Genomic DNA, 25,962 nt, shown 5'->3' with positions numbered 1-25,962 from the left:
AGAAGAAAAACGATTATGAAAAATATAATTAAAACAATAGCATTGTCTGCCGGTATACTGGGCTTATCTGCCTGCTCCGATTTTTTAGACCAGAGTTCACCGTCAGAACTAACAAAAGACCTTGTTTTTGAATCGACATATTACACCGGGTTAACAATAAATAAACTCTATGGAGAGATGACCCTGGACCAAACTTACTCACAATATATCCCTATCGTATGGGGAACAAATACCGATTGTGAACTGATAGACGGATTGGGCGGGGATGCCACCAATACTGCCAACGAACGTGGTAATATGAATTATAATGCCAGCCCGGGTTGGGGGAATATTGCCAAATTATGGGACGCGATGTATGGTATGATCGAAAATGCCAACCTTACTGTTGAAGGCATCAATAGCAGCACCCTGGCCCAATCGGGAGGCAGTGATGGCACCACAATGCTTCGTTTCAAAGGTGAAGCATTAACCATTCGTGCTATGCTGTATTTTGACCTGATTCGCTTCTTTGGGGACGTACCGTTGAAACTTGAATCTTCAAAACCCGATTTAAGCAATGCCTATCTCGAAAAAACAGACCGGGATGAGATCATGGACCGGTTGATTACCGACCTGGAGGAAGCCATCGGGCTTCTCCCCTGGGCCGGAGAGGTTTCTTCTTACACTACCGAACGTGTAACCAAAGGCTATGCACATACACTATTAGCTAATATCGCCCTGACACGTGGCGGATGGGCTATCCGTGAGAAATCGAAAAGTGGTTATATCACCGCCACTGAAAATAGCGATGGAACCTACCCCACTCAGCGTTGCGACGATGCTACCCGTAAATCCATGTATGAGTTGGCTTTGACTCATTTATCTGCTGTTATTACCAATAATACCCATAAATTGAACCCTTCGGTCGAAGACCAATGGTACTTACTCAACCAGAGCCGACTGGACCAGACTTATCGTGAGAATATATTCGAAATCCCAATGGGATTAGGAGTAAGCAGTGAACTTGGCTATACGATAGGGGTGCGTATCAATGGAGCCAGTGCTCAATACGGAGAAAAAGGCAACTCATCCGGAAAACAAAAAGTTACCGCTCCTTTCTTCTGGTCATTCGACAAAAACGACCTGCGCCGTGATATTACATGTGCCCATGTACAATTGAAAGAAACCAACGGAGTATTGGAAGAATCCACGATAGGCAATGCGCCGTTTGGCATTTACGTCGGGAAGTGGGATATCCGCAAAATGAGCGAAAAATGGCGTAATGTGGCAATCGCTACGGGCAATGCAAAATGGATGAGTGGTATCAATGTAGTAAGGATGCGCTATCCGCAAGTATTGCTGATGTATGCGGAAGTAATGAACGAGCTGGCCGGCCCCGATGGAGGTTATACTAATTCGGCCGGGCTGACAGCCCGTCAGGCATTAGGCGAAGTACATTCCCGAGCGTTCAATGATACACATAAAAGTGTCGCGGAAGAATATGTTGCAAACATTCCTGCTGACAAAGATTCTTTCTTCAATGCAATAGTTGATGAAAATGCCTGGGAGCTGGCTGGTGAAGGTTTCCGTAAATTTGATCTGATCCGCTGGAATCTGTTAAGCAAAAAGATTAACGAATTCAAGGCTAACTATGAAGAACAACTGGCCAACAAATATCCTGAAAAAATCTATTTCAATTACACTGATGCATCAAAAACAGTCATCGACATGTCCAGTGTAACATGGTATGAAACACCGGCCAACACAGGTAACTATGATGCCAATGCATCATTCTTCGGGGCTGAAAGGACTGCTGCTACCCAGACGCAGTTAAAAACCAATCTGCCGTCCATTTCATCCGGATTGAATTCAACGGTAAGGAACCGTTACTTACTGCCGTTGGCTTCGACAACGATTTCGGCATCTAACGGAAAATTGCAAAATTCATATGGATACAGCAATTAATAGTGTACAAAAAAATAAAATGAGCAAGATGAAAAAAATAAAATATATAATCGGTCGGGGAGCATTCACGCTTCTGACCATATTTGCCACTGTGTCTTGTACAGATGGAAATGACTGGGATGTAGACAACTCATACGATCGTTTGTTCAGCGTCACTTCTTCATCACTGAGCATTTCTCCCGAAGCTACAACAGCAGAATTCAAGTGGACGAAAACTCCGGGCACCGAATATTATATAATAGAAGTCAGCAAGGATACTTTATATAACGAGGTACCCATGAATAACACTAATAGCATTATTTTCGGTGAAAATAAAACTATCACTCAATCTCCTTATGTATTGACAGACCTGGATAGTGACAGTAAGTACTTTATCCGTATTAAAGCCATGTCTTCGGTAAAAACCGGATCAAAATGGACTTATCCTGAGAAATTTTCGTTCAAGACTAAATCTGAACAGATAATGAACTCTGTATCAAACAGCGATAAGACATCGAGCAGTATAAGGCTATCATGGACTGCCGGAGCAACCGTTACTAAAATAGAATTGTCGAAAAACAACCTGGTAGTTCAGGAAAAAACTTTAACTGCTGATGAAATCGCCGCCGGAGAAACTACTTTGACCGGTCTTGAACCGAATACTTCTTATCAGGCCAATCTGTATAATAACATTATCAGAAGAGGTTATGCCCTCTTTACTACTTTCCCGGAAGCGCCTGGTGCCGACATTATACTATATCTGGCCGCTGATGACATCATAGACCAGACATATCTGGATGGTCTGGCAACACAGTACCCGGGTAAATCGATAACTCTGGCACTAGCTGCAGACGCAACCTATACCGTAGCTGAAAAAATAACGATACCGGATGGAATGTCAATCAACTTCTTCGGTATTCCGGGGAGTAATAAAACTGCACTAAGAATTCAGGGAACTGTAGATTATGCCGGAAGTCATGATTTCATCACATTCCAGAATTTAAATCTTGATTGCCTGAATAAAGGCTATATAATGAATCAGAGTAGCGCCGGACAGGTAAATAAGATTGAGTTTGATGACTGTCTTATTCAGAATATAGCGACAAGTTTTTTCCGGATGCAAAGTACACCGATAAAAGTTGTCAACTCACTGGTTCTTAACAATTGTATCTTCCGTAATATAGGTAGCGGTTACTTCTTTATTCATATCGATGCTAATTCGGGAAGTGGCGTATTAAAGAATCTGACTATAAGCAATTCTACTTTCGATAAAGTATGTGCATCAGGTAAAGGATTTATTTACAGTAATAAGACCAATATGGAGAGTCTGACTATAAGCAACTGTACCTTGTATAAAGTAGCGGGAGCCAGCCAGCGCTTTATTGATTTCAACACTGGTTATGGAGCTACGACCTTCACTATCAGCAATACTATATTAGGTATGACTGGTGATGCCACAGCCCTGGGTATCCGTTCCGTACCTGTTCCATCTATAAACTCTACATATGCTACAAGTAATTGGGCTCAAACTAGTGACGCCGTTACTTACTCTACATATAGCGGTACTGCAGCCGACTTATTTACAGATCCTGAGAATGGCGATTTCTCAATTAAAGACGGCTCGTTCAACAATAATATCGGAGATCCCAGATGGCGTTAATAAATAATTAATATACAACATGGAGGAGGATGTAATATCCTCCTCTATCTAAAAAAGTAATGATATGAATTTTTTGACAAAAATGTCTTTTGTCCTTCTATGCATTTTGCTTTCTGTAAGTACGGTAAAGGCTGAAAACAGATATAACTATCTCTATAAAGACCTGCCATTCAAAATGCCAGTCATTCAACATCCGGTATTCCCAGACTATAAGGTATCGATTACCGACTTTGGCGGAGTCGCTGATGGAATAACCCTGAATACCGGAGCTTTTGCAAAAGCAATAGATGCACTGTCAAAGAAAGGAGGCGGTACTCTTTTCGTCCCTTCCGGAGTATGGTATACAGGGCCTATCGTATTCAAATCGAATATAAACCTGCACTTAGATAAAGGAGCGCTTATATTGTTTTCCGCCGATTTCAATCTGTATCCGCTTGTCAACACAGTTTTCGAAGGGCTGGATACGCGCCGCTGCCAATCTCCTATATCAGGGCGTAACCTTGAAAATATAGCCATAACAGGAGAAGGTTCCATCAACGGATCGGGCGAAGCCTGGCGTCCACTGAAGAGAAGTAAGGTGACGGAAATCCATTGGAAAAAGGTAATCGCCTCCGGAGGTGTGGTGAAAGATGATAACTACTGGTTTCCATCAAAAGGTTCTTTGAAAGGGCTTGAGATAAGTGATATGAATGTCCCCCGCCAGGACCTGACCGAAGCGGAATGGATGGAAATAAAAGACTTTCTCCGACCGGTAATGGTGAGCTTCATCGAATGTAAAAATGTATTACTGGAAGGCGTTCTGTTCGAAAACTCACCAAGCTGGAATATACATCCTCTGATGTGCGAGAACGTTATTTTAGACAATGTGATGGTACGCAATCCTGGATATGCCCAGAATGGGGACGGTCTGGATCTGGAATCATGTAAGAATTCGATCATAGTAAATAGTATCTTCGATGTTGGTGACGATGCTATCTGTATCAAATCGGGGAAAGATGAAGACGGTCGCCGACGTAACCGACCGACCGAAAATGTATTGATAGATAATTGCAAAGTTTTCCAGGGGCACGGAGGTTTTGTTGTCGGCAGTGAGATGTCGGGTAGTGTCAGGAATATATCGGTGTCCAACTGCCAGTTCCTCGGTACGGACGTAGGCCTGAGATTTAAAAGCTGCCGTGGCCGTGGCGGTGTGGTGGAAAATATTTATATTAGAGACATAAATATGTTTGATATTGCAACCGAATCGTTCCTCTTCGATCTTTATTATGGCGGTAAATCGGCAGTAGAATCGCTTGAAGACGGCGATACCATACCTGTAGCATCTACCGTTCCGGCTGTGGACGAAACGACTCCCGCGTTCAAAAATATTTATGTAAAGAATCTTGTGTCGCGAAATGCACGCCGGGCTATGTTTTTTAATGGCCTGCCGGAAATGAAGATTGAAAATATAAATGTGGAAGATGTCATTATCACGGCAAACATCGGAGCTGAACTTGTGGAATCGAAAGATATTCATTTCAAAAATGTAAAAATCGTGCCGGCACAGGGGGCGGCTCTTATTCTCCGGAATGTAGAGAATGTAACCGTTTCGGATTTTAAATTCCCTGTATCTCTAAAAGAGGTGGTAAATATGAGTGGCAATAATAAAGATATACATTTGCCAAAAACGATAGATAAGACTCTTATCAAAGAAACAAAATAAAAGAAAGGTGAAACAGGCATGAATATTAAACTACTTATTTGCTTATTGTCTATAGCTTCCATCATATCAATGGAAGCCCAGACAAAATATTATGTCCGCCTGACCGATTCGGAAATAAAGCGAAACCCCGAATCGTGGATGCTCGATTTTTCCAAAGCTCCCAAATGGAACTATTGCCACGGACTTGAGTTGCAAGCCATATTCCAGACATGGCAAAAGACGTTCGACCAAACATATTACGACTATGTATATAGTTTTGCCGACCTCATGGTTGAGCCTGACGGGCAGATCAAGACCTATAAACCCCTGGAATACAATATAGACCGGGTAAATTCAGGTAAGTTCCTCTTCCCGGTGTATGCGCTTACCAAACAGGAACGCTTCAGAAAAGCACTCGATCTGATGCGCGACCAGATGCGGACACATCCGCGTACTGCTGACGGTAGTTTCTGGCATAAGAAGATATATCCGCATCAGGTATGGCTCGACGGATTATATATGGCGGGGCCATTTCTGGCAGAATATGCCAAAACTTTCAATGAACTGGAATTATTCGACGACGTTGTTGTTCAAATATTGGATGTACATAAATACATGTATGACGCTAAAACAGGCCTTTACTATCATGGCTGGGACGAAAGCCGGCAGCAACGGTGGGCAGATAAGGTAACAGGACTATCTCCTAATTTCTGGTCGAGAAGCATTGGCTGGTATATGATGGCAATGGTAGATGTACTCGATTATCTCCCCGAAAACCATGAAAAGCGGGGCGATGTGATCAAATTGCTGCAAGACTTGTCGTCCGCTATTGAAAAATACAGGGATGAAAAAACCGGGATGTGGTACCAGGTAACCGATCAGATGGGGCGTAAAGGTAATTATATAGAATCCAGCGCATCGGCTATGTTCATCTATACATGGGTGAAAGGCGCTCAGAAAGGATATCTCGATAAAAGTTATCTCGAAAAAGGAGAAATAGCCTATGACCAGTTTGTAAAAAGATTTATAAAAGACAACGGAGACGGTACCCTTTCACTCACAGATGGTTGTAGCGTTGCCGGACTGGGCGGCGAAAATAACTATCGAGACGGAAGCTATGAATACTATATAAACGAACCTGTAAGGGACAATGACCCTAAAGCTGTAGGACCATTCATTATGCTTAGTGTATTACTGGATAAATAATTTTAATTTCAAGATTTCAGGTTTCAAGATTAAATATAGGAGTAAGAAACAATCTTGGAACCTGAAATCTTGAAATCTTGAAATCTTGAAATTAAATATGAAAAAACTTATACTACTTCTCTTCTTTTCGCTTTGTCTGGCCTTTGCTTATAGCCAAACTCCCGCATTCCCCGGTGCAGAAGGCGGCGGAATGTACACCTCCGGAGGCAGGGGAGGCAAAGTATATTACGTTAACTCCCTCGAAGATACAATAACGGGTAATAAGAAAACTCAGGAAGGTACGCTTCGCTGGTGCCTGAAAAGACCGGGGGCAAAAACAATCCTTTTTAAAGTTGCCGGTATTATCCGCTTAAAATCGAAACTGCAAATATCCGACAGTATCACTATTGCGGGACAGAGTGCACCCGGTGATGGTATCTGTATCTCGGATTACCCGGTAAGGGTAGAAGGCAATAATGTCATAATACGTTATATGCGTTTCCGGCTCGGAGACTTACAAAAAGTACAGGATGATGCGTTATATGGTTTCCGCAACAAGGATATTATCATAGATCACTGTTCTATGAGCTGGAGTACGGATGAATGTTCCTCGTTTTATGACAACGAGAATTTCACCATGCAATGGTGTATCATCTCCGAAAGTTTACGGGGGTCGGTTCATCAGAAAGGGAGTCACGGCTATGGAGCAATATGGGGTGGAAAAAAGGCATCGTATCATCACAATCTGCTGGCACATCACGACAGCCGCAATCCGCGTATGTGCGGAAGCCGTTACAGTAACCAGCCTGAGCTGGAACTGGTAGATTTCAGGAACAATGTAATATATAACTGGGGAAGTAACAGCGGATATGCAGGGGAAGGCGGCAGGTATAATTTTGTCAACAACTACTACAAACCTTCTCCCACTTCCTCAAACCCCGACAGGATATTTTCACCGAATGCCGATGACGGAACAAACAAACAGGTCAAAGGGATATGGGGTAAATTCTTCTTGGATGGAAATTATTTCCCTGAAAATGAAAAAGTAAACAAAAACAACCTGATAGGTTTACAACCTAATCCATCATCTAAGGATATTAAGGATATCGTAGTGGACAGGCCTTTCGATGTACCTTATACAACAACAGATAATGCAAAGGATGCTTATAAAAAAGTATTGGCAAATGCCGGAGCCAGTCACATACGGGATAAAACAGATACAAGAGTAGTGAACGAGACTGCCAGAGGATTAACTCCTGTCAGAGCCTCGGGTAGACTTGGAACCAAACCGGGCCTGATTGATTCACAAAATGATGTGGGCGGATGGGAAACATATATCTATGACCCTGCAACCGTGCCCGTCGATTCAAATATAGATGGCATTCCGGACGGATGGCTGGAAAAACATTATCCGGGCAAATTGGCAAATGATACAGACGAAGAAGGCTATACCTATCTGGAAGTTTACCTGAATAGCCTTTTAAAAGTGAAAAGTGTAAAATAATTGTCACCTTGTAACTATTATACCCCATGAAAAAACTCATTTTAGCTTGCTTGTTATTATTTTCCACCTGCTTTTATGCTCAGGAGAAAACCGGAATAACAGTCGACCGCAACGGAACCGGTGATTTCAGGAACATACAGGAAGCGATTAATTCTGTCCGCACAGCCGATCCCAGAGGAATAATAACTATATTCATCAAGAACGGAGTTTATAAAGAGAAGTTAATCATTCCTCCGCATATCACTAATATACATTTAATCGGAGAAGACAGGGAAAAAACTGTTATCAACCATGACGATCATGCGAATATAAACAAGATGGGTACTTTCAAAACATATACTTTCCTCCTGAGTGGAAATGATATTACACTGGAAAATCTCACAATAGAAAACTCTGCGGCAGAACTCGGGCAGGCCGTTGCCCTGCATATCGAAGGTGACCGTGTCATACTCCGCAATTGCCGCCTGCTCGGTCATCAGGATACGCTCTACGCGGGTAGAGACGGAGCAAGGCAATATTTCGAGAATTGCTACATCGAAGGTACTACCGATTTTATTTTCGGCCCGTCTACTGCCTGGTTCGAAAAGTGTACTATTCATTGCAAAAGGAACTCATATATTACAGCAGCCAATACACCCGAAAATATAAAATACGGATATATATTCAACAATTGTACAATCACAATGGCCAACGGCATCAACTCTGTCTATCTTGGCCGTCCATGGAGGGCTTATTCCATGACTTTGTTTATGAACTGTACCCTCCCAAAAGGAATAAATACGACCGGATGGGACAATTGGCGCAATGCTGACAATGAAAAGACAGCCCGTTATATGGAATATAACAACAAAGGTGAAGGAGCAAATACATCAGGCCGTGTAAAATGGGCTAAAATATTATCTTCCGGCGAAGCAAAAGAATACACTATTGAGAATGTACTGAGTGGCTGCGACAACTGGAATCCATTAACCAAAACGTATCAGTAGTTAAAGGACAGGTGTTACTTTATTCATATAACTTTATCTGTATATAAGGATAACAAGCGTGTTATATTACAAAAGGTGACAGAATGAAAAACTTTGAAAAGGTTGTTACTTTTGTTACCTTTTAACAGTTACAAGTTACGAGTAAACAAGATACGAGATACAAGTTGTTAACTGTAAAGGTTGTTACCTTTGTTACCTTTAAAAGTTATCACCAAAATTCGCCAAGAAAACAAACGAAAATAAAAGTGATATGTATGAAACTAAATACACTTATATATAGCTATTTATATTAGTTAACAAGAATAAAAATAGATTTTTATTTTTCATTTCCATAATCGTTTTTTATCCATTATTTGTTACCTGTTTGTTACTTATGGATTTTTATAATTGTTACTTTGTTTGTTTTTCGTAAACTATTATGTTTCTTGTATTTATATAATATCTGATTATTAGCTATTTAAAAACATATATATCAAAAGGTAATTAATCCTTATTTTCCTTTGCCATGTCGTTCCTTGTTTGTATCTTGCCCCCGGTTTAATTTTTAATTTTATTCTTTTTAGTTTTTCTTTCTTGATTTTTTAGTATTTAATTTAATATTGATCCTTATGACAACCAGCAGGAAACAACCCAAAGCAAAGGAGCCGGTAAAGATACGCTTTAAACAACTCTCCGGCGGCAGCCAGTCCATTTACTTCGATATCTACAGGAACGGCAAGCGCTTGTACGAGTTCCCCAAACTCTACCTTGTACCAGAAAGGACACCCGAAGACAAAGAGCTGAACCGCCGGATGCTCGACAAGGCCGTCCGTATCAAAGCACAGCGAATAGATGAGTTGTCCAGTAAGGAAAACGGCTTTGTCAATATGGGACTGAAACAAAAGGCGAATTTCATCAAATATTTACAGGCATTGACGGAACGCAAAGAAGCGGAGGGCAAGACAGCGGTATGCGATACCTACCGGAGCCTGATAAAGCACCTGATCCTTTATAAGGGTGACGGGCTAACCTTCAGGTCAGTTACCAGGGAGTATTGCTGCGGTTTCAGTGAATACCTGCTGACAGCGGAGAACCTTTCCAGCCGCAGGGGCATTGCGGCTAGCGCTAAAGGCAGCCTGTTATCCAAAGGCAGCCGTTACGGTTACAGCCGCGCCTTATCCATTGTATTGAACTGTGCGGTACAGGATGGTATCATTCCCGATAACCCGATGAAGAAGCTGACCCGCTTCGAGCGTCCCAAACGTCCGGAAAGCGACAGGGAATACTTAGGCCTGGAAGAAATCAGGGCGCTGGTAAAGACCGAATGTGTCAAACCACTGGTAAAGTCAGCCTTCCTGTTCAGTTGTTTCAGCGGGTTGCGCTTCTCGGATGTCAAGGCCCTGAGATGGGACGATATCCAGACCGACCATGAAGGCCGGAAGCAGATCTGCTTTACCCAGCAGAAGACAAAGAAAAAAGAATACCTGCAGGTATCGGACGAGGCTTTGAAGTTCCTGCCGGAAAGGGGAATCGCTATGGGAGAAGATATTATCTACCCCTTATCTTCCAGCGGCTTTACAAATCAGGCCCTTAAAAGCTGGGTACTGGCGGCAGGGATAAAGAAGCGCGTGACATTCCATGTTGCCAGGCACACAAACGCTACCCTTTTACTGTCCCTGGGTGTACCTATCGAGACAGTGAGCAAGCTATTGGGGCATGCCGATATGAAGACGACACAGATATATGCCAAAGTGATAGATAAGAATAAGCGGGAAGCAGTCAGCAAGCTGGACGGACTGACGGACTAGGATACTGTTTAAATTCTAATATATGGATAAGGATAAAAAACCGGGAGCGGGATTTGAGACAGGGGGACTGATCGAACGAATTTCAGGCAGTACCCTGTCCTCAGCCTGGAAGAACGGCAAGGCGGGGCAGTTCAAAGATTTGGAGGACAACTGCTGTTACAGGTTCCTGGAAACAGACGGACATTATATGGCATATAAGGAAGAAGCCGGACAACCACATACGCTGCCTGTAGTCATATGCGGCTTTTGCGCTTACCTTATAAAGAAGTGGGGAAAAGATACCCTAGCCATTTACAACGGATACCTGGATATGCGGCTGGGTGAATACAGGGAACGGCATAGGAACGATGCGGGCTTACCGTTCAGGAACCTTGAGGAAGAATTTTACTCCCGGCACAGGACGGATGAAGAAGAACTGTTCAGGCAGTCACAGGGGTTGTTTGAATACCTGGGCGATAGCGAAGCGGAGATAATCAGGTCATACATGGATAATTATTTCAGGTATATAGAAACCAAAACACCTGTCAGGGTAAAAGAAGCACAAAAGCAGGATAATCAGGATAAGGATAATATAAACCATCCGCCCTGTTTCAGCCGCATTTTTACCGCTACGGAACAGGAACAACTGTACACCGGGCTGGTGAAAGGCGGATTTATATCCGCAGGAACGCCTTACAGCCACTTTTGTTATGCTTTCGGGGGAATGGCTATACCCGGAGAAGAAAAGCCGTTCAGTCCGCTGCAATGGACGGGAACGGTCAAGGAACTGCATTACTTTATATCCCGGCATTTCCCAAAGGAAATAAACCAATGGTTAAAAGCGGCACAGTGCTTTACAAAGGACAATAAGCCCATCAATAAAAAAAGCCTGAGCACGGCAATGGATAAATACGACAACCCACCGGAAAGCAGTGCAGTCATAGACAGGTTGCTAAGTTAAACAGTTGATACATAAAGGCGGCAGGGCGGTAACCAGGGGGAAGCAACCCGGTACCGCCCGTTTTGTTTTTCCATGCGTCCTATCTTTGCTTTTGTTAACCGGGCGGGAGAGTGTAAGCCCTACCGGGTTGGCAAAGGCATGCAGGGGAAGCCTTACACCTGTCCCCGTGCAGCCAATACCGAAAAAGATAAAAAGGACATGGAAGAACAGCTATTGAACGAGTTGCAGAAAATCAGGGAACTGACATTGCTGGGAATCAAAAAGGCGCTGACGATGACAGACGCCAGCCTGCTGACAGGATTGAGCAAAAGCCATCTGTATAAACTGGTATGCGCGAAGAAAATCCCCTATTACAAATCCCAGGGAGGCAAGCTGACCTATTTCGACAGGCGGGAGCTGGAGGCATGGATGCTGTCCGGCCGTATCAAAACCAGTGTCGAACTGGAGCAGGAAGCTGCCGACTTCCTGGTGGCAGACAGATGATAACCTACAACTTACTACCGGACAAAACAGGTTAAAAACCCTCTGTCAAAACCATTTTAACAGTTAAACTTTTATAATAATCCCCTGGCTTCCGCCTATGGGCATACAGTCCCATATTCAGCCACATAAACACATATAACTAACTGGTTTTAACAGTTTTGCATATCTTGTTTTTGTCCGGTAAATTGCTATTCCAAATAAAAAAAACAGAACATAATGGATACTATACTAAGCCTGAAAGAATATGCCGAAAGGACTGATATCCCGGAAGAGGAACTGACCGGGAAATCCAGGAAGCAAGTCCTTGCCGTAGCCCGTTTTATCTATTGGTTTTACCTCAACAAGTCCGATCCTGTCCGCTGGTCGAGCGTGAAGATAGCGGAAATATTCGGCAGGGAGCATCCCGCCATCCTCCACGGGATAAAGCAGGTAAAGAACTTCATCGATACGAACGACTCCATCATCGAGCCTTACAGGAAGGATTTTATTGAACCTTTCCTGAGCCGGGAGTAACCGGATTAAGATAAAATAAAAGGCCATGCCGAAAATTAAAACGCCTGCCGGCGGTATCACCACAACAAGTACATACGGGGAGGGGGATATGTATTCCCTGGTCAACCTCCGCCCCAAGAACGGGGCATTACACCCTGTACCGCCCCGTAAGGTAATGCAGGAACTATCCCAGACATACGGTATTGTCTTCCTGCACCAGAATAACAGCTATAAGAACTGGATCGGGGTTGTTTATAACGATACCGGCTATTCATCCGTATACTGGGATATACTAAGCCCGCAGCCCAAAACTATCCAATCATACATACAAGGCAGGATTCATAGTGTACAGCAGACAGGCAATACCGTTTCACTTATCACAGCCGACAATATTTATTACCTGTTCTATCAGAATAACAACTATACTTTCATCGGGGAACTGCCGCAAGTGCCGCCCATCGGGTTAAGGACATCCGACCGGATGGCGCACGCCGAATTATTCTATGACAACGAATATGAGCCGGGCAGCGTAAGGCCGGAAGATTTTATCGACGTAACCAAAGGGCTTGTCAACGTAGCGGTCAACAAGCTGAATGAAGAATACGGACTGCACCTTTTCGACGCCTGCCTTATCCGCTATGCCTTCCGCCTGTATGACGGAACCCTGACCAAACATTCCCCTCCGGTATTTATTATGCCTGTAAAGCCTGTCACGGGGGATACTTCGATAAGCCGCACCGGGGAGGATAAAGACTCCGTTAAATGGGTTCAGTATGAGATAAACAACGACGGCAACAGGTGGTATGTCGCTTCCTGGTCGCGGGTACATGTCTACGGCTATAAGATGCATATGCATTACGATTTCGCCTTTGAGGGCTGGCAGGACTGGCAGGATATTATCCGGTCGGTCGATATCTTTATGTCCCCGCCACTGGGTTTATCCAATATCGAAAATATCCGGGGGGACATGCCCTTTGATCTGGATATACTGACAAGCTGCAACCTTGTTAAAGAAATAAAGCCGGAAACATTAAAGGAGGTATCCAATACCGCCACATTCTACTATATGAAGAGCATCCCCTTGGGAAGCAGTAAAAGTATCCTTGAACCGGAAGTATTCCCCTCGACGGATTCGGATGTTACCAGGATGGAGAACCTCATCTACCAGGAAGCGATGACGGACGATAACTTCTCCAACCATAAGTACGGTGCAGAAGTAAGCTATACCTATAATAACAGGTTGCATATCGCCAATGTAAAGACTACTTTCTTCAAAGGCTTCAACCCGGATTACTTCCTGTGGTACAATACGTCAGATATACCGGACGGTAATTACAACGGGTATAAATATTCGGATGCACACGGGCAGTTATGGAACAACCTTTTGTTCGAAATAGAGATAAACACCGGGATAACGAATGAAAAGCTATACAGGTATGTGGCCAATGCTCCTTACTTTCCCGTATATAAGCTGTTTATGAGTTCCTTTATTTCCTATCCGGATACCCGCGCCAAAAGGATAACCATTTACAGGCAGACGGGCGGCCAGTGGTATAAGGTATTTACAGAGCCTTTGGAACCGCATAATTTCCTCAACCTTGCATTCTTTGTCAACGACGGGTTAAAGCCTGTCACGGAAGACAGCAGCCCGTCCACTGCCGTATTACCCGATACCAACACCGTAGTAACATTATCCGAACCGAATAAAATAAAGGTATCGGCCTTAAATAATCCGCTGCTGTTCCCCAATATCAATACCTATCAGACCGGGAACGGGACAATACTGGCAATGGCATCCAATGCCATGCGCATCTCGGAAGGACAGTTCGGGCAATATCCCCTGTATATCTTCACCACACAGGGTATTTATTCGCTCGATGTGGGACAGGGGGAAGTTGTCTATTCGAACAAATCCGCTCCTGCTTCGTATGAAATACCGACAACCCCTATTGTCGCTTCCACACCCTTTGGCGTGGTGTTTACATCCGGACGCGGCGTATGCATCATCAGCGGGCAGGACGTGGAACTATTGACATCACAGCTACAGGAAGAACAAAAAAAGTTTATTATAGAATCTCTCCCGCAGATGGAAGGGCTTATGCATACACCCGGCGAAACATTAACGGAATACCTCCGGGGACTGGACAACCTTATCTACGATCCATACGAAAACGAACTGCTTATCTGTAATAAGGAATCAGGGTTTAACTATGTGCTGAACTTCTATTCCAAATCGTTCTATCGGTCTACGGAGAAAATAGGCCTGGTAGTGGATAATACCTTTCCTGAATTATATGTTATTGGAGACAACAAACTAAAGGATTATGAGTTTGGGAACCTGAATGAAGACGGCACGCCGCAACGGGCGGATGTCAGCTTTATCATGCGCCCGCTACAGTACGGCAGGCCGTATATCAAGTGGCTGGAAAAGCTACAGTTGTTCTGTACGCTTTACGATGCAGGCCCTTTGGTGTATATATCCCACTCCTCTATGGACGGTGTAAATTTTCGGGCGATGTCGGGCATGGCTCCGGCGCAAAGGGGGAATTATTCCACGCTTGAGACCCGGAGGATAGCAGGCAATAAATTCCGCGACTTCCTGTTTTCTTTCGGGGCGTCGCTGGCTCCGCAGAGCATTATTTATTATCTGGAAGCATGGGTAGATGTGGGATACAATGAAAGTCTGATGAAATAAGGTGTTTGGTTAATTGTATTTTTAGGCTGGAAATGTGTTTTTTATCCGTTCATTTATCTATATTTGTAGTGTATTACTGATTGTGGTAATATTAATTTAATCAATAAAGTCTATGAAAAAGCATCAGGTAAAACGGAAGACCATCCTTGAAAAGATGCTTGAGGATAAGAAGGCCTTATCGAAGTGTATACGTGAAAACGGAGATTTAGAAAAAGTTTTGAATGAACGGAACATTAAACTCGCTAAGCCCTTACCCTTATAGTATTTCGGGGGCTGGTTTGGCGTATTCCTTTATAACAGTGAGCGGTATCGAATATACCGCTTATTTTATTTGTTGTAGTAATTACGACAAAAGCCTTGAGAATACCTTTATGTTCAACTTTGAGCACAAAGGCGAACGCGCCGCTAAGACATCAGACCCGCGCATACGGGAGACAATCCTGTGCATCATTGAATTATTCTTTCAAAACAACCGGAACTCAATGATATACATATGCGATAGCCTGGACGGCAGGGAACTGTGCAGGAAAAGGCTTTTCGACATATGGGGCAATGAATGCAGGGACAGGTTCAGGCATATACATAAAGAAGAACTGCACGAAGAAGGGGAATATTACACACTTTGCTCATCCCTGCTGGTACACGTTGAAAATCCTGATATGGAGCAGGTAATACAATCGTTTGTCAGGCTAAAAGAAATGTTAATATAAACAGAATAAAGAAGCCTGTCAGAAAACAGGCTTTATCCAAATAAAAAACGAACCTACATATACCTTTTAGCATACCTTATATACTTCTCCTTAGCCTCTTTCCTTTCCAGTAGCGTTGCCTTATTATTCCGGCATTCGGGCGTCTGGTAAAACGACATCCTTTTACAGTCGCTCCATTTCAAACGCTTTGGCAGCAAGCCTGCCCGTTGGTATTCCAGGAACTTATCCCTGTGTATGGATACCAGCCTGTCCCCTGCCGGCAGGCTCATCAGCATAACTATAAACTGCCTGTTCCATCCCTTTTGCTTCATATCGGCAAGGCTGATGGCAATATCCATCCTGATAGCCTGCTTACGGCAGAAAAACCATTCTTTCAAAGAAAGCCGCGCTTCATTAAAGTCCGAATATATGATACTGAATACTGACATAGGTTATTTGTTAATTGGTAATTCTTGTTTTAAGACATTGTCGCTTTGCGCTAATTGGCACATCGGCACATCATCTCATTGGCACATTAAATTTACTCAATTACGCATTGCCACATTAACAAATTAATCTGGACTTATTTACATCTTAAAAACTTTTTGCAGTGATAGGAAAATTGAGGACAGGAGAGAATCAAAACAGAATTGAGCCGGTTTGGGGACTTGAACCCCAGACCTGCGCATTACGAATGCGCTGCTCTGCCAACTGAGCTAAACCGGCGTTTGGGCTGACAAATGTAGTATTTTTCTTAAAAAAAAGAATAATCGGACTAATGTTTTGCCCTGATGCGTTTATTCCATATAAACTCAACCAGGTCTACAAATGAAAAGATAACGATCAGGTGGAAAATACTGATATTAACCTTGAAAAGCAAGGATGAAAGATAAGTAAAACCCATCAGTAAGAGGCTGACAGATAAAATATTGACCGGGAACTCGAACGGCTCGAAATATTTTATCCTCAGCGTCATTTTAAGGTGGCGGCTTCTTTTCCCTGTTTGCAGCCAGACAATCCAATAGAGGAAAACGTAAAGTACCGCCAGATACCAGACAGGTAGTATTTGCCTGTCGAGGTGCAGGTGCAGGTAAGCATTGAACAATATCAGCGTACCCGGCTGCCTGTTCAGGTAAGTGTTGTGGGCATCATTCTCGAAGTCGCCTATTAATATATACCTGTTTTGCAGGTAGTCGTTGAATACTTCGGGGGCTATTTCCAATATGGATACCAGTTCGCCGAGGCCGATTTTCACATATTCCCCATCTGTAAAATCAGAGCCGCGAAGCGGGTAATCATCAATCTGGTTGTTGAAGGCAATGCCTTTTCCCTGAAACCACGTGAACAGAAAGTTCTTACGGACATTCACCTTATCCAGATCCGTGTACATCCTGAAAGGAACCAGCGTGTCCCCGTATACGCCGAAACAGGGGACTTTGTACACGGCGTTCTGCTGCAAATACACCGAAGCCGTTGCGGAGCGCACACCTGCAAGGTTACGGCTCAGGCTGTCATTGGCATAGGTATTGATACCCAAAAACTTATCGCCCAGCCCCGAAACGGATTCAACCAGCAGGCTGTCGTCCGGGGTGGGGATATCGAAATGCACATCGCACAGCACATACCTCACTTGTTCTTTGTTAGCTGCCAGATGGGTAAACAGCCGGGCTAGATATTGCCTGTTGGTAACGACGTCGTTTTCAGTCGAATCTTCATCGAGCGGGACAAGGTACCGGGATTTGGAAACGTCGATAAAAATAATCTCATCCGGCATCGGCTTATGCCCGTCAGGTAACAGCATGTTAATCCCGCCCACCCTTTTTTGGATAGCCATATCCGGCCCCGAATTATAGGGCAGCGCCATCCACAGGAAAGTGGAAACGAACAGCAGGATGCTGTAGATATGCAGCCTGCCGTCAGAGAATAAGGTTTTTATATAGTGCATTTTTCAATCAAATAGTATAGAACTGCCTTTGATGCGGGAAAAATAAATCAAATAAACCGGATGCTTCACTATTATTCTTGAACGCAACGGACGGAGAGGCTGACCGCACGGCTGGGCGAGTTGACGGAAGTGTCGTCACTGCTGAAGAACAAGCTAGAAGCGCGCTGCGCAGACACTGAACTCGACCAGTATTGGGCGAATGAACCCGGGGTAATGGCAATGACGGAGGAGCGCCCAGTAGCGGGAAGGAAAATGCTGTTGCTGCCGTTACCAAATACTTGGCCGTTCTTACCATTTTGAGTTACCCAGGTATGAGGCGCATTCGCCAGTATTTCATATTCAGATTTGGTAGGCACACGCCAGCCGGCAGGGCAAGCCGATTGGGCTTCATCAAAAGTGTAATAGTTGCCATAATCTTGCGGTGATGATACAAAAGTCCCTTTTGCCCCTACATTGTATTTAGCCCAGACAATACCGTTAATAGCTATGCCATCAACGGCTACAGGAGACGGAGATGGAGATGGAGTCGGTACAGGAGACGGTGAAGGGCTTGGAGTGGGCTTATTACCCGGCGGGATAAAGTAAAAATCCTCTGTCAAAATACCGGATTTGAAGGGTAATTGTTGATCGTTTGTAAGATTGGAGACGCCGTTTGCTACCCGGTTCAATATATTATCTATAGTAGCGCCCTCCTTCAAAATTTCCTGTTTCAGGTAATGGGTAAATACGCCATTGCGCAAATTATAAGTTCCGCCATCCTGCGCTGTAGACCCCGGTGATGCTGCAAAGGCAATGAGCGTACCTTTAGGAGCAAGCATTCCGGCAAGGCCTTTTTCATTGCTTCCCCGGCTCCAGCCTCTGGTAAACGGATTATCGCGGCAGGCATCCAGTATCAGCAGCTTAAAGCGGACTCGTTTCTCTTCCATATTGCCCAACACCTGGTTTACATTCAGTGCGTTGTACCGTACATCGGTTTCTGAGTTCAACTTCGCGCCAACAGGTATTAAATAATTTTGTCCCTTTACCTCCATGCCGTGGCCTGCAAAATAAAAAATGGCCATATCGTTACTTTCAATCGTGTTGTACCAATTGCTTAAATTGGCTTCCAAGTTCGGTAAGTCGTTATCTTTAAGGAGTGTGACTTCAAAACCAAGCCGGGTAAGCACACCGGTTATATCGTTGGCATCGTTCAGCGTATTGTTCAGGCTTTTGCCCGCCCCATAGTCGCTCATACCGATAACAACGGCTTTGCGTTTCTGGCTGGTAGGGTTTTCAACAGGTGCCTTTACCAGCTTGAGATTGCGCTCCTGTGCAAAAGACAGGTTTGCACAAAATAAAAGGAATATAAAGAGAAAAAAAGGTTTCATTATTATCTGCGTTTTATTTTGGTCAAAATATTTTATCAGTCTCAATTTAAGGTAGCGTCTTTGGTCGTCTTCTTCTCGTTAGGAAGAATATAGACTTCAACACGACGATTTTGAGTGCGCCCTATAGCAGTGCTGTTATCTGCAATCGGTTGTTCAGATCCCACGCCTTGAGTTATCATACGAGAGTAACCCACACCCTTACTCATCAAAAAATTAGCAACAGCTTGCGCTCTTTTTATAGACAGTTTGTTATTCTCCGTAGAATCTGTGTACCCATAAAGAATAACATTAGTATCAGGATTTTTCGTCAAAGATGTTGCAAAACTAGTCAACACGCTTTGAGAAGCGGAATTCAGTGTGCTTGAGTTAGTAGCAAACAAGATTCCTGATTCGAAAGTAACTTTGATAGCTTGTCCATCATTTATAATAACTTCTTCATCTTTAGTAGAAGATGAAGACCCCAGAGCAAGGCGGAAACCGTAGGTGTTGACCTTGAGAGTGGGAGGAGATTTGAAGGCCCGATTCGCAGAGCGGCAGTACTTAGCGGGGAACATCCAACTACCGCCCCGCAACACGCGGCTCGAACCCGAAGCAGCCCCAAGCGGATTGGTCGCGAGAGCAGTACTATAATCGCCATACCAGTCGTTACACCATTCCCACACATTCCCGCTCATGTCATAAACGCCCAGTTCGTTGGCCTGCCTCTCGCCTACAGGATGAGTGGCATTATCCGAATTATACTTAAACCAGCCTGCAACATTCAGATAGTCGCCGCCACTGTACATATATCTCTGGCTCTTATTCCCGCCCCGGGCCGCATATTCCCATTCGGCCTCGGTAGGCAGGCGGTATTTTTTTCCTGTCTTTGTATTCAGCTTAAAAAGAAACGCCTGTATATCGTTCCAACTGACAAACTCCACTGGCCGGTTACTGCCTTTAAAAGATGAAGGATTGTTGCCCATAACGGCTTCCCACTGTGCCTGTGTTACCTCATACTTTCCTATATAAAAATCGCTAAGCGTTACTTGATGTTGTATTTCATCGTATCCGCGATCAGGTTCAGATGCGGGGCTACCCATCGTAAATGTACCGCCTTTCACGGCAACCATCTCTATATTCAGGCTGCCCGCTGTTTCCGTGTAGTCTGCAACGCTGTTAACTACAGGCGCCGGCGAAGGACTGGGAGTGGGCTTATCGACTGGCGGGATAAAGTAGAAACCATTACTGCTTATCAAACGGTTTTCTTCAACAGGGGTTTGTTCGCCATTGCTTAACTTAATTACCTTGCCCCGGACTTTTTGGAACAGGATGTTAAGTTCGAGTCCCGGCACTAATAATTCATCGGACAATACTTTTGTATAAAGTCCATTATCGCTGTTATTGCCATCACTAGCTACTTGCCCGTTATCAGCGGCAAAGGCGGCAAAAGAACCGGTTGTAAAATCCGCCTTTCGCAAAACCAAACCTCTGTCGCCCACTCCTCCTCTGCTACCCCAGCTCCGGTTTTTAAAAGGATTGTTACGACAGGCATCTATCACAAAGATATTCATGGCATCAGTCCTTGAATTTTGAAACTGGTCAAATATAGTAGAGAAATCCAAGCCTTCTAATGTTACGTTTTCCCGCTCATCCAATGAGGCATCGACAGGAACTAAAAAGTTTTTTCCATCTATCTGTATGCCATGCCCGGCATAATAGAAGAAACGCACATCGGCATTTTTATGGTTTTTGATAAAGGTAAGCAATTGTTTCTCGAATCCGGATTTTGATGTATTTACAACTTTTTGTACGGTAAAACCTAATTTCTGTAAGGTAACTTCCATCAGGTTCGCGTCATTAACCGCGTTTTTCAGGGGAAGCTCCTTGTAATCGTTATTGCCTACTACTAACGCGGCTTTTTTCTGCGCAAACGACAGGCCTGTAAAAAACAATAAGACTGTAAAGAGAAAAAGTTTCATAACTATCTGTGTTTTATTTTTATAAAAATAGGGACAGCCGTATGGTTCACAGACGCGGCTTTAAATGCTATTTTATTCTTCTCGAACACCACTTCGTTTCCGTCTGCGATTTTATCCGCCAGCGTATTCTTCACAATTCTTACAAAGCTTTCACCGGGATTATTTTGCAGGGAATTTCTTATCGCATCCATATTCAATTCTTCTTTCGAATAAATGACGCACAGATAGTCTTCGCCTGCTGTTTCGTCCATCTGGATATATTGCGTTTCGTCCGGGATGGATACGGATACTTCCGATTTAAAATCGAGCAATGCGGAAACATTCCTGTCCGGGTCTGGGAAAAGCTGCGCCAACGGGCTACGCCTCGAATCTGTTGAAATCAGGTAAACATAGGCAGGCTGCGAACTGGTGAAGTTGATGCGGAACAATGTCCCGGCAGGATACGGATTTAGGATATTGTAAGTCATTTTTTCTGCGCTTGCCAGCCGTAATCCGCGAAAAGCCGCTTCATCGCCTTCGAGTTGCATGGAAGTACCGTCACTAAGTACCAGACTGAATGAGCCTTCCATCCGTTTCATTGTATCGGGTGCAGGAGGAGGTACAGGCAACGGCTTAGGCGGTTCAGGCGGTGGAATGGGCAACGCATCATCGTATAAGGAGATAGCATAGTTCAATATTTTCGGAAAATCCTTGTACTTCACACGGATAAAGCCTCCGTCACCCCAAGCAGTACCCCAACTGTTCAGAAGCTCAACGGCTCCGGATGTACCGTCCCCGTTATTATAGTTATCGTCATAGCCGACCATGCACATAGCATGATACCCCCGCAGGCCGTCAAGCACACCGTTCCATACCTTGCCATCAAATGATTGATAACATTTTATGCTGACGAGCACCGGCTTTTTATCCGCTATGGCTCTTTTTATATTGTCGAAATCTTCCCTGCTTTTTATACCCTCATCTGTAGTCAACCGTTGAAAATCTTTGATGGCGTATGTTTTGGCTTGTTGAAAAAATGGGGCGATAACAGGGTTACACTGATAAGGCAGATCCGTCAGGAAAACAGCCCCTGCCTTTTTTAGTAATTCCACGCTTGCATAGATAGTGGAACCATTCTGGCAATCGACATCATTGTTATCCTTTATCTGGGAATAAACGAAAGAGGGTGAGAATGCTTGATTGGTGATATCTTGTACATCGGTCAGGTTATTTTTCACAGCCCAACTGATCGTTCGGGCAGCATATGCGCTTGCCCATCCGGTACATGTACCGTACTGCCCCTGGTTACCCGGAATAGGAGCGTATTGTCTTAATGAAGCAGCCGGAGGCAACGGCGCCAACGAACGGACTTTAGGCACCAGGGGAATATTTTGATATGCATCCGGGCTCATCAGTTCGCCGGTAAGCCGGGGAGGATTGAAACCGTACTTCGTTTGCATAAATCCGGCGATATCCTGCCAGTAAGGCGTTGCAAACTCCAGTACGCAGTAAGGGGTAATGTATTGGCCGAACATTTCGTTTACATTGTCTGGCGTAACGTTTAATGTCTTGCACAGGGCTTCGACCGATTCTATTTGCTTGTCCTTGCCCGGATTTGCTTTCCATGCCCTTGTGCCGAGTGTGGCTACGGAATTTTTCCTGATGCACGATTTGATTAAATCCAATAGTTCCGAAGAGCCTTTCTCCTTGTAGTTTTTGTATTTGATTACACAAACACCTGTTTGCGAAAGGACTTTGAGCTCTGCGCCCGGATCGCCGAATACGACCTTTCCGGTACTGCTCAGATTGTCGCCTTTTTTCACTGCCTGCCCGTTTACAAGTACCTTTCCGGTAACATTTAATACAATATTCTGACTGTAGGACTGGTAAGGCAGTAAAAAGAGAGCAAGCGGTAAGATAGTTCTCAGGAACATAATCATTACCTTTCTATTTCCGGTATTTTCTTTCATCTTCGTTTTTTGACTATTAGTGTTTTACAAATCAGGTTTCTATTTTCAAAATCATTATACACAATGGATTCCATTAAAAAATACAGACACCTACCCGTACGTAAGAATGCCTCCCGGACGGAATAAGTGTAAACAATAATAAAGAAAATGCCATCCTGTGCTAAAGGATTCCGACATTTTCATGTACCGGATATTATATCCGGTATAAAATAACAATAAAAATAGATGCCTGTATTTAAAATATTATTACCTATTTTTATCCGTTTATTACCTATTTCGCAACTATAGTTACATTAGTTGCGGTATTGATATATTTATGGAGCCATACATATATGACTTGTGTAAATATTCGTTCCGCAGGTATTTATATGTTATTTGTACTCATATATGAGTATTATGTTACGATTTCAGCTATTTCCGGCGGTTAGCTGCGGTTCCCTCGTCCTACCGGATTTGCAATCCGATAGCTTTTGATATAAGAATTTTTAATTCTATTTCTTTGGATTTATAGTTATAAAGCGGATTAAAAATCTTTCTGGTAAACATCTCAATATTCCAATCAAAAACTCGCCTCCCCCACAGACCTTTTCACCTTCACTTTCTTCACCTCATCCAGTAATACGGGCAATGCCAGTTGGAAACAGATATACAGGCCTATCATCCGTGTCATTAGTATATCGTCATGCTTTCCTTCCTTGGCCCCATACGAGCCGTTCTTCTTCTGTTCATACACACGCGCCTCGTTGAGCGCTTCCCCGTTGCGCTCTATATACCCTTTCTCGCGGATAATAGCCACATAGTTGGCGATTATCATTGTCTTGGTGCTCCTATTCGTATGGAAGCCGTATTTTGCAGGCAGGCCCTCCCGTATCTTATCGGCAGGAGTACGGCTGTACAGGTTCGGGTAATGCTTTACAAGCGTATCGAAGATCAACTCCGACTCATCCGTTTTTATATCCGTATCATACGTGTTGCTTTCGATGATAAGCAGGGCGTCATTATAATACCGGGCTATCTGTGCGGCTATCCAGATGGAAATATCCTTGTCTATACGTCCCCGCCACTCCGCCACTATTTCAGGGGCGCAGCCGTGCATCATCCAGTAACGGTCGATAACTGTGATCACACCCCAGTCCGCACTCTCCGATACTCCCTTCTGCGGGTCGAATATCACCAGGTAACGGTCTGACACCCGTATTTCCGTATCCGGGAACTCCCATACTTTAAGTTTGTTCCTCTCCTTTATGGCTTTCAGTACAGGGTCGGAAGTATGCATATCTGCCAATGCTTCCTTATCCTCTATAAAGCGTATGTTCTGTAAAATTTCCTGCACCCGTGTTGGCTCCAGCTTCGATAAGGCAGGGGAACAATCTCCGGTAAGCTCCCCTACGGCGACAGGCATCCTGCAATCTTTCCGCAGGGCTTCCACTTCCTCGGCGCGGAAAGCAGGCAGTCCGGAATCCTGGAACGCTTCTATATCGTCGCTCGGATACTCCTGCTTCATTTTGGCATGGCTCGGCATTTCGGATAGCTTGCCCCTGTACCAGTTTATATTTTCCAGCGTGCAGCCTTCGTTGTTATTGAACAGGTTCAGCTCGTAATCCGTCAGCGTCCCGATAAAATCCTCTACCGTCCCTTTCTGCTTTTTCCCCCTGTGGTTATAATATGTACCGTTAAATCCTTCCTTATAAATATCTATCAGGAACCATTCGACAAAGACAAAGGTATAGGCTGCCGATTCTTTCTTCGCTTTTTCGCATTCGTTATAAAAGAAATCCCCCACGCCGTTGGCCGTACTTTCAAAGGCGACCAGTGTCAGGGGCTCCCTTGGTATCGACCCGACAATGGAAGTTACGAGGTCTTCCGTCTTATTCTTCTCCGTATTCGGGTAAAAGGCAATTTCCGAGAAGTGGGCCATTTTCGCATCCTGCGAGCGTACCGAATCCGGCTCTTCCGCCGTACCTACGGTAATCAGGCAACCCCTTTCGGGTACTTCCTTTATATTCTGTGTCTTCTCATAGCTCCTTATCGTGTGTATTACCCCGCCTACGGGCATCATATTCTTGACCGACCTTTCGAACATGGCGCGTATGGTGATGGATGCGTCTTTCAGGTGGGCGCAGATAACGCTGTTCCAGTTCTTTTTATGTACCAGTTGTATCCAGAACATATACAACTGTATCAGCGTGGAACCGCCCCATTGCCGGGCTTTCAGCAGGATGACACGTATCGGCGTTCCGGCTTTACGCATGGCTTCCAGCTTTGACAACAGCCGCCTTTGCCCCCTGTTAAGCCTGAAAGGGATATCCCTGCCCGAAATCTTGTCGCGGATGGTAACGTAGAATACGGCGAAGAACTCGAAGTCATATTTTATCCGCAGCTCGCAGAAATTTATCCAGAAGGCTTCGTATTCCTCCCGGTCGGGACAGATATGGTTAGCCCGGTATAGTTTTTCGATGGAGCCGTACTCCTGCAATTGCCTGCAATGTCCGGTTTCCATCATCTCCTGCGGCAGGTACATAACGGGAAAGGGCGCATCCTCTACTTTGAGGCACACCCTTTCGCCGTCGCATCCCTGACCCGTTACCGGGTTATAAGGCTTGTTTATTTCCTTATGTTTCCGTGCGTTCTTCCTGACTATATCTTCTACATTCCTGTGCACCACTGGCATGTATTATTTTATACAATACAGTTCATAAAAAGGTCTGCGACCTCATC

18 protein-coding genes and 1 tRNA gene are annotated in these 25,962 nt (G+C 44.3%); 12 read left to right on the top strand and 7 right to left on the bottom strand.

All coding sequences use genetic code 11. From position 1 onward, the window contains the following. The first annotated feature begins 15 nt into the window (after positions 1 to 15). The 12 genes from ACYQ3L_RS25765 (at position 16) to ACYQ3L_RS25710 (ending at position 16,046) form a co-directional block, all read left to right on the top strand. Complete coding sequence (locus ACYQ3L_RS25765; protein WP_379993547.1) at positions 16 to 1,944, top strand: RagB/SusD family nutrient uptake outer membrane protein; 1,929 nt, start codon at positions 16 to 18, stop codon at positions 1,942 to 1,944. Positions 1,945 to 1,972: 28 nt separating this feature from the next. Beyond that, complete coding sequence (locus ACYQ3L_RS25760) at positions 1,973 to 3,583, top strand: DUF5123 domain-containing protein (RefSeq protein ID WP_379993548.1); 1,611 nt, start codon at positions 1,973 to 1,975, stop codon at positions 3,581 to 3,583. Between the two features lie 64 nt (positions 3,584 to 3,647). Continuing rightward, positions 3,648 to 5,285, top strand: a complete 1,638-nt coding sequence (locus ACYQ3L_RS25755; RefSeq protein ID WP_379993549.1) for a glycoside hydrolase family 28 protein — start codon at positions 3,648 to 3,650, stop codon at positions 5,283 to 5,285. An 18-nt stretch (positions 5,286 to 5,303) separates the two neighbouring features. Further along, positions 5,304 to 6,470 (top strand): glycoside hydrolase family 88/105 protein, encoded by a 1,167-nt coding sequence (locus ACYQ3L_RS25750; RefSeq protein ID WP_379993550.1) that lies wholly within the window; start codon positions 5,304 to 5,306, stop codon positions 6,468 to 6,470. Between the two features lie 97 nt (positions 6,471 to 6,567). After that, positions 6,568 to 7,953: a pectate lyase family protein gene (locus tag ACYQ3L_RS25745; RefSeq protein WP_379993551.1), complete on the top strand. Its 1,386-nt coding sequence runs from the start codon at positions 6,568 to 6,570 to the stop codon at positions 7,951 to 7,953. A 26-nt stretch (positions 7,954 to 7,979) separates the two neighbouring features. Beyond that, positions 7,980 to 8,939 (top strand): pectinesterase family protein, encoded by a 960-nt coding sequence (locus ACYQ3L_RS25740; RefSeq protein WP_379993552.1) that lies wholly within the window; start codon positions 7,980 to 7,982, stop codon positions 8,937 to 8,939. 608 nt (positions 8,940 to 9,547) lie between these two features. After that, positions 9,548 to 10,726, top strand: coding sequence for a tyrosine-type recombinase/integrase (locus ACYQ3L_RS25735; protein ID WP_459952530.1), 1,179 nt, complete (start codon positions 9,548 to 9,550; stop codon positions 10,724 to 10,726). Positions 10,727 to 10,748: 22 nt separating this feature from the next. Next, the gene (locus ACYQ3L_RS25730; RefSeq protein ID WP_459952529.1) at positions 10,749 to 11,666 is read left to right on the top strand and encodes a hypothetical protein; all 918 of its coding nucleotides are present in this window, start codon (positions 10,749 to 10,751) and stop codon (positions 11,664 to 11,666) included. A gap of 72 nt (positions 11,667 to 11,738) precedes the next feature. Further along, positions 11,739 to 12,149, top strand: coding sequence for a helix-turn-helix transcriptional regulator (locus tag ACYQ3L_RS25725; RefSeq protein ID WP_459952528.1), 411 nt, complete (start codon positions 11,739 to 11,741; stop codon positions 12,147 to 12,149). Between the two features lie 216 nt (positions 12,150 to 12,365). Continuing rightward, the gene (locus tag ACYQ3L_RS25720; protein WP_459952527.1) at positions 12,366 to 12,662 is read left to right on the top strand and encodes a helix-turn-helix domain-containing protein; all 297 of its coding nucleotides are present in this window, start codon (positions 12,366 to 12,368) and stop codon (positions 12,660 to 12,662) included. A gap of 25 nt (positions 12,663 to 12,687) precedes the next feature. Next, on the top strand, positions 12,688 to 15,336 hold the full coding sequence (locus tag ACYQ3L_RS25715; RefSeq protein ID WP_459952526.1) for a hypothetical protein: 2,649 nt from the start codon (positions 12,688 to 12,690) through the stop codon (positions 15,334 to 15,336). A gap of 221 nt (positions 15,337 to 15,557) precedes the next feature. Continuing rightward, positions 15,558 to 16,046: a DUF6169 family protein gene (locus ACYQ3L_RS25710; RefSeq protein WP_459952281.1), complete on the top strand. Its 489-nt coding sequence runs from the start codon at positions 15,558 to 15,560 to the stop codon at positions 16,044 to 16,046. 53 nt (positions 16,047 to 16,099) lie between these two features. On the opposite strand, the gene ACYQ3L_RS25705 is transcribed toward ACYQ3L_RS25710, so the two are convergent. The 7 genes from ACYQ3L_RS25705 to ACYQ3L_RS25675 form a co-directional block, all read right to left on the bottom strand. After that, entirely contained in the window at positions 16,100 to 16,474 is a 375-nt protein-coding gene (locus ACYQ3L_RS25705) for a hypothetical protein (RefSeq protein WP_459952525.1), read from the bottom strand. A 204-nt stretch (positions 16,475 to 16,678) separates the two neighbouring features. Next, positions 16,679 to 16,751 (bottom strand) — tRNA-Thr (locus ACYQ3L_RS25700). A 49-nt stretch (positions 16,752 to 16,800) separates the two neighbouring features. Continuing rightward, entirely contained in the window at positions 16,801 to 17,970 is a 1,170-nt protein-coding gene (locus ACYQ3L_RS25695; RefSeq protein WP_379994068.1) for a hypothetical protein, read from the bottom strand. A 71-nt stretch (positions 17,971 to 18,041) separates the two neighbouring features. Next, positions 18,042 to 19,337, bottom strand: a complete 1,296-nt coding sequence (locus tag ACYQ3L_RS25690) for a caspase family protein (protein WP_379994070.1) — start codon at positions 19,335 to 19,337, stop codon at positions 18,042 to 18,044. A gap of 41 nt (positions 19,338 to 19,378) precedes the next feature. Further along, a complete protein-coding gene (locus ACYQ3L_RS25685) occupies positions 19,379 to 21,295 on the bottom strand; it encodes an SUMF1/EgtB/PvdO family nonheme iron enzyme (protein WP_379994071.1) in 1,917 nt (638 codons plus the stop codon). A 2-nt stretch (positions 21,296 to 21,297) separates the two neighbouring features. Beyond that, entirely contained in the window at positions 21,298 to 23,244 is a 1,947-nt protein-coding gene (locus ACYQ3L_RS25680; protein ID WP_379994072.1) for a C1 family peptidase, read from the bottom strand. Positions 23,245 to 23,803: 559 nt separating this feature from the next. Further along, the gene (locus tag ACYQ3L_RS25675) at positions 23,804 to 25,915 is read right to left on the bottom strand and encodes a terminase large subunit (protein ID WP_459952524.1); all 2,112 of its coding nucleotides are present in this window, start codon (positions 25,913 to 25,915) and stop codon (positions 23,804 to 23,806) included. Positions 25,916 to 25,962: the final 47 nt, after the last annotated feature.

Source organism: Dysgonomonas termitidis (assembly GCF_054657735.1).
This window is presented reverse-complemented; position numbering and strand designations above follow the sequence as displayed.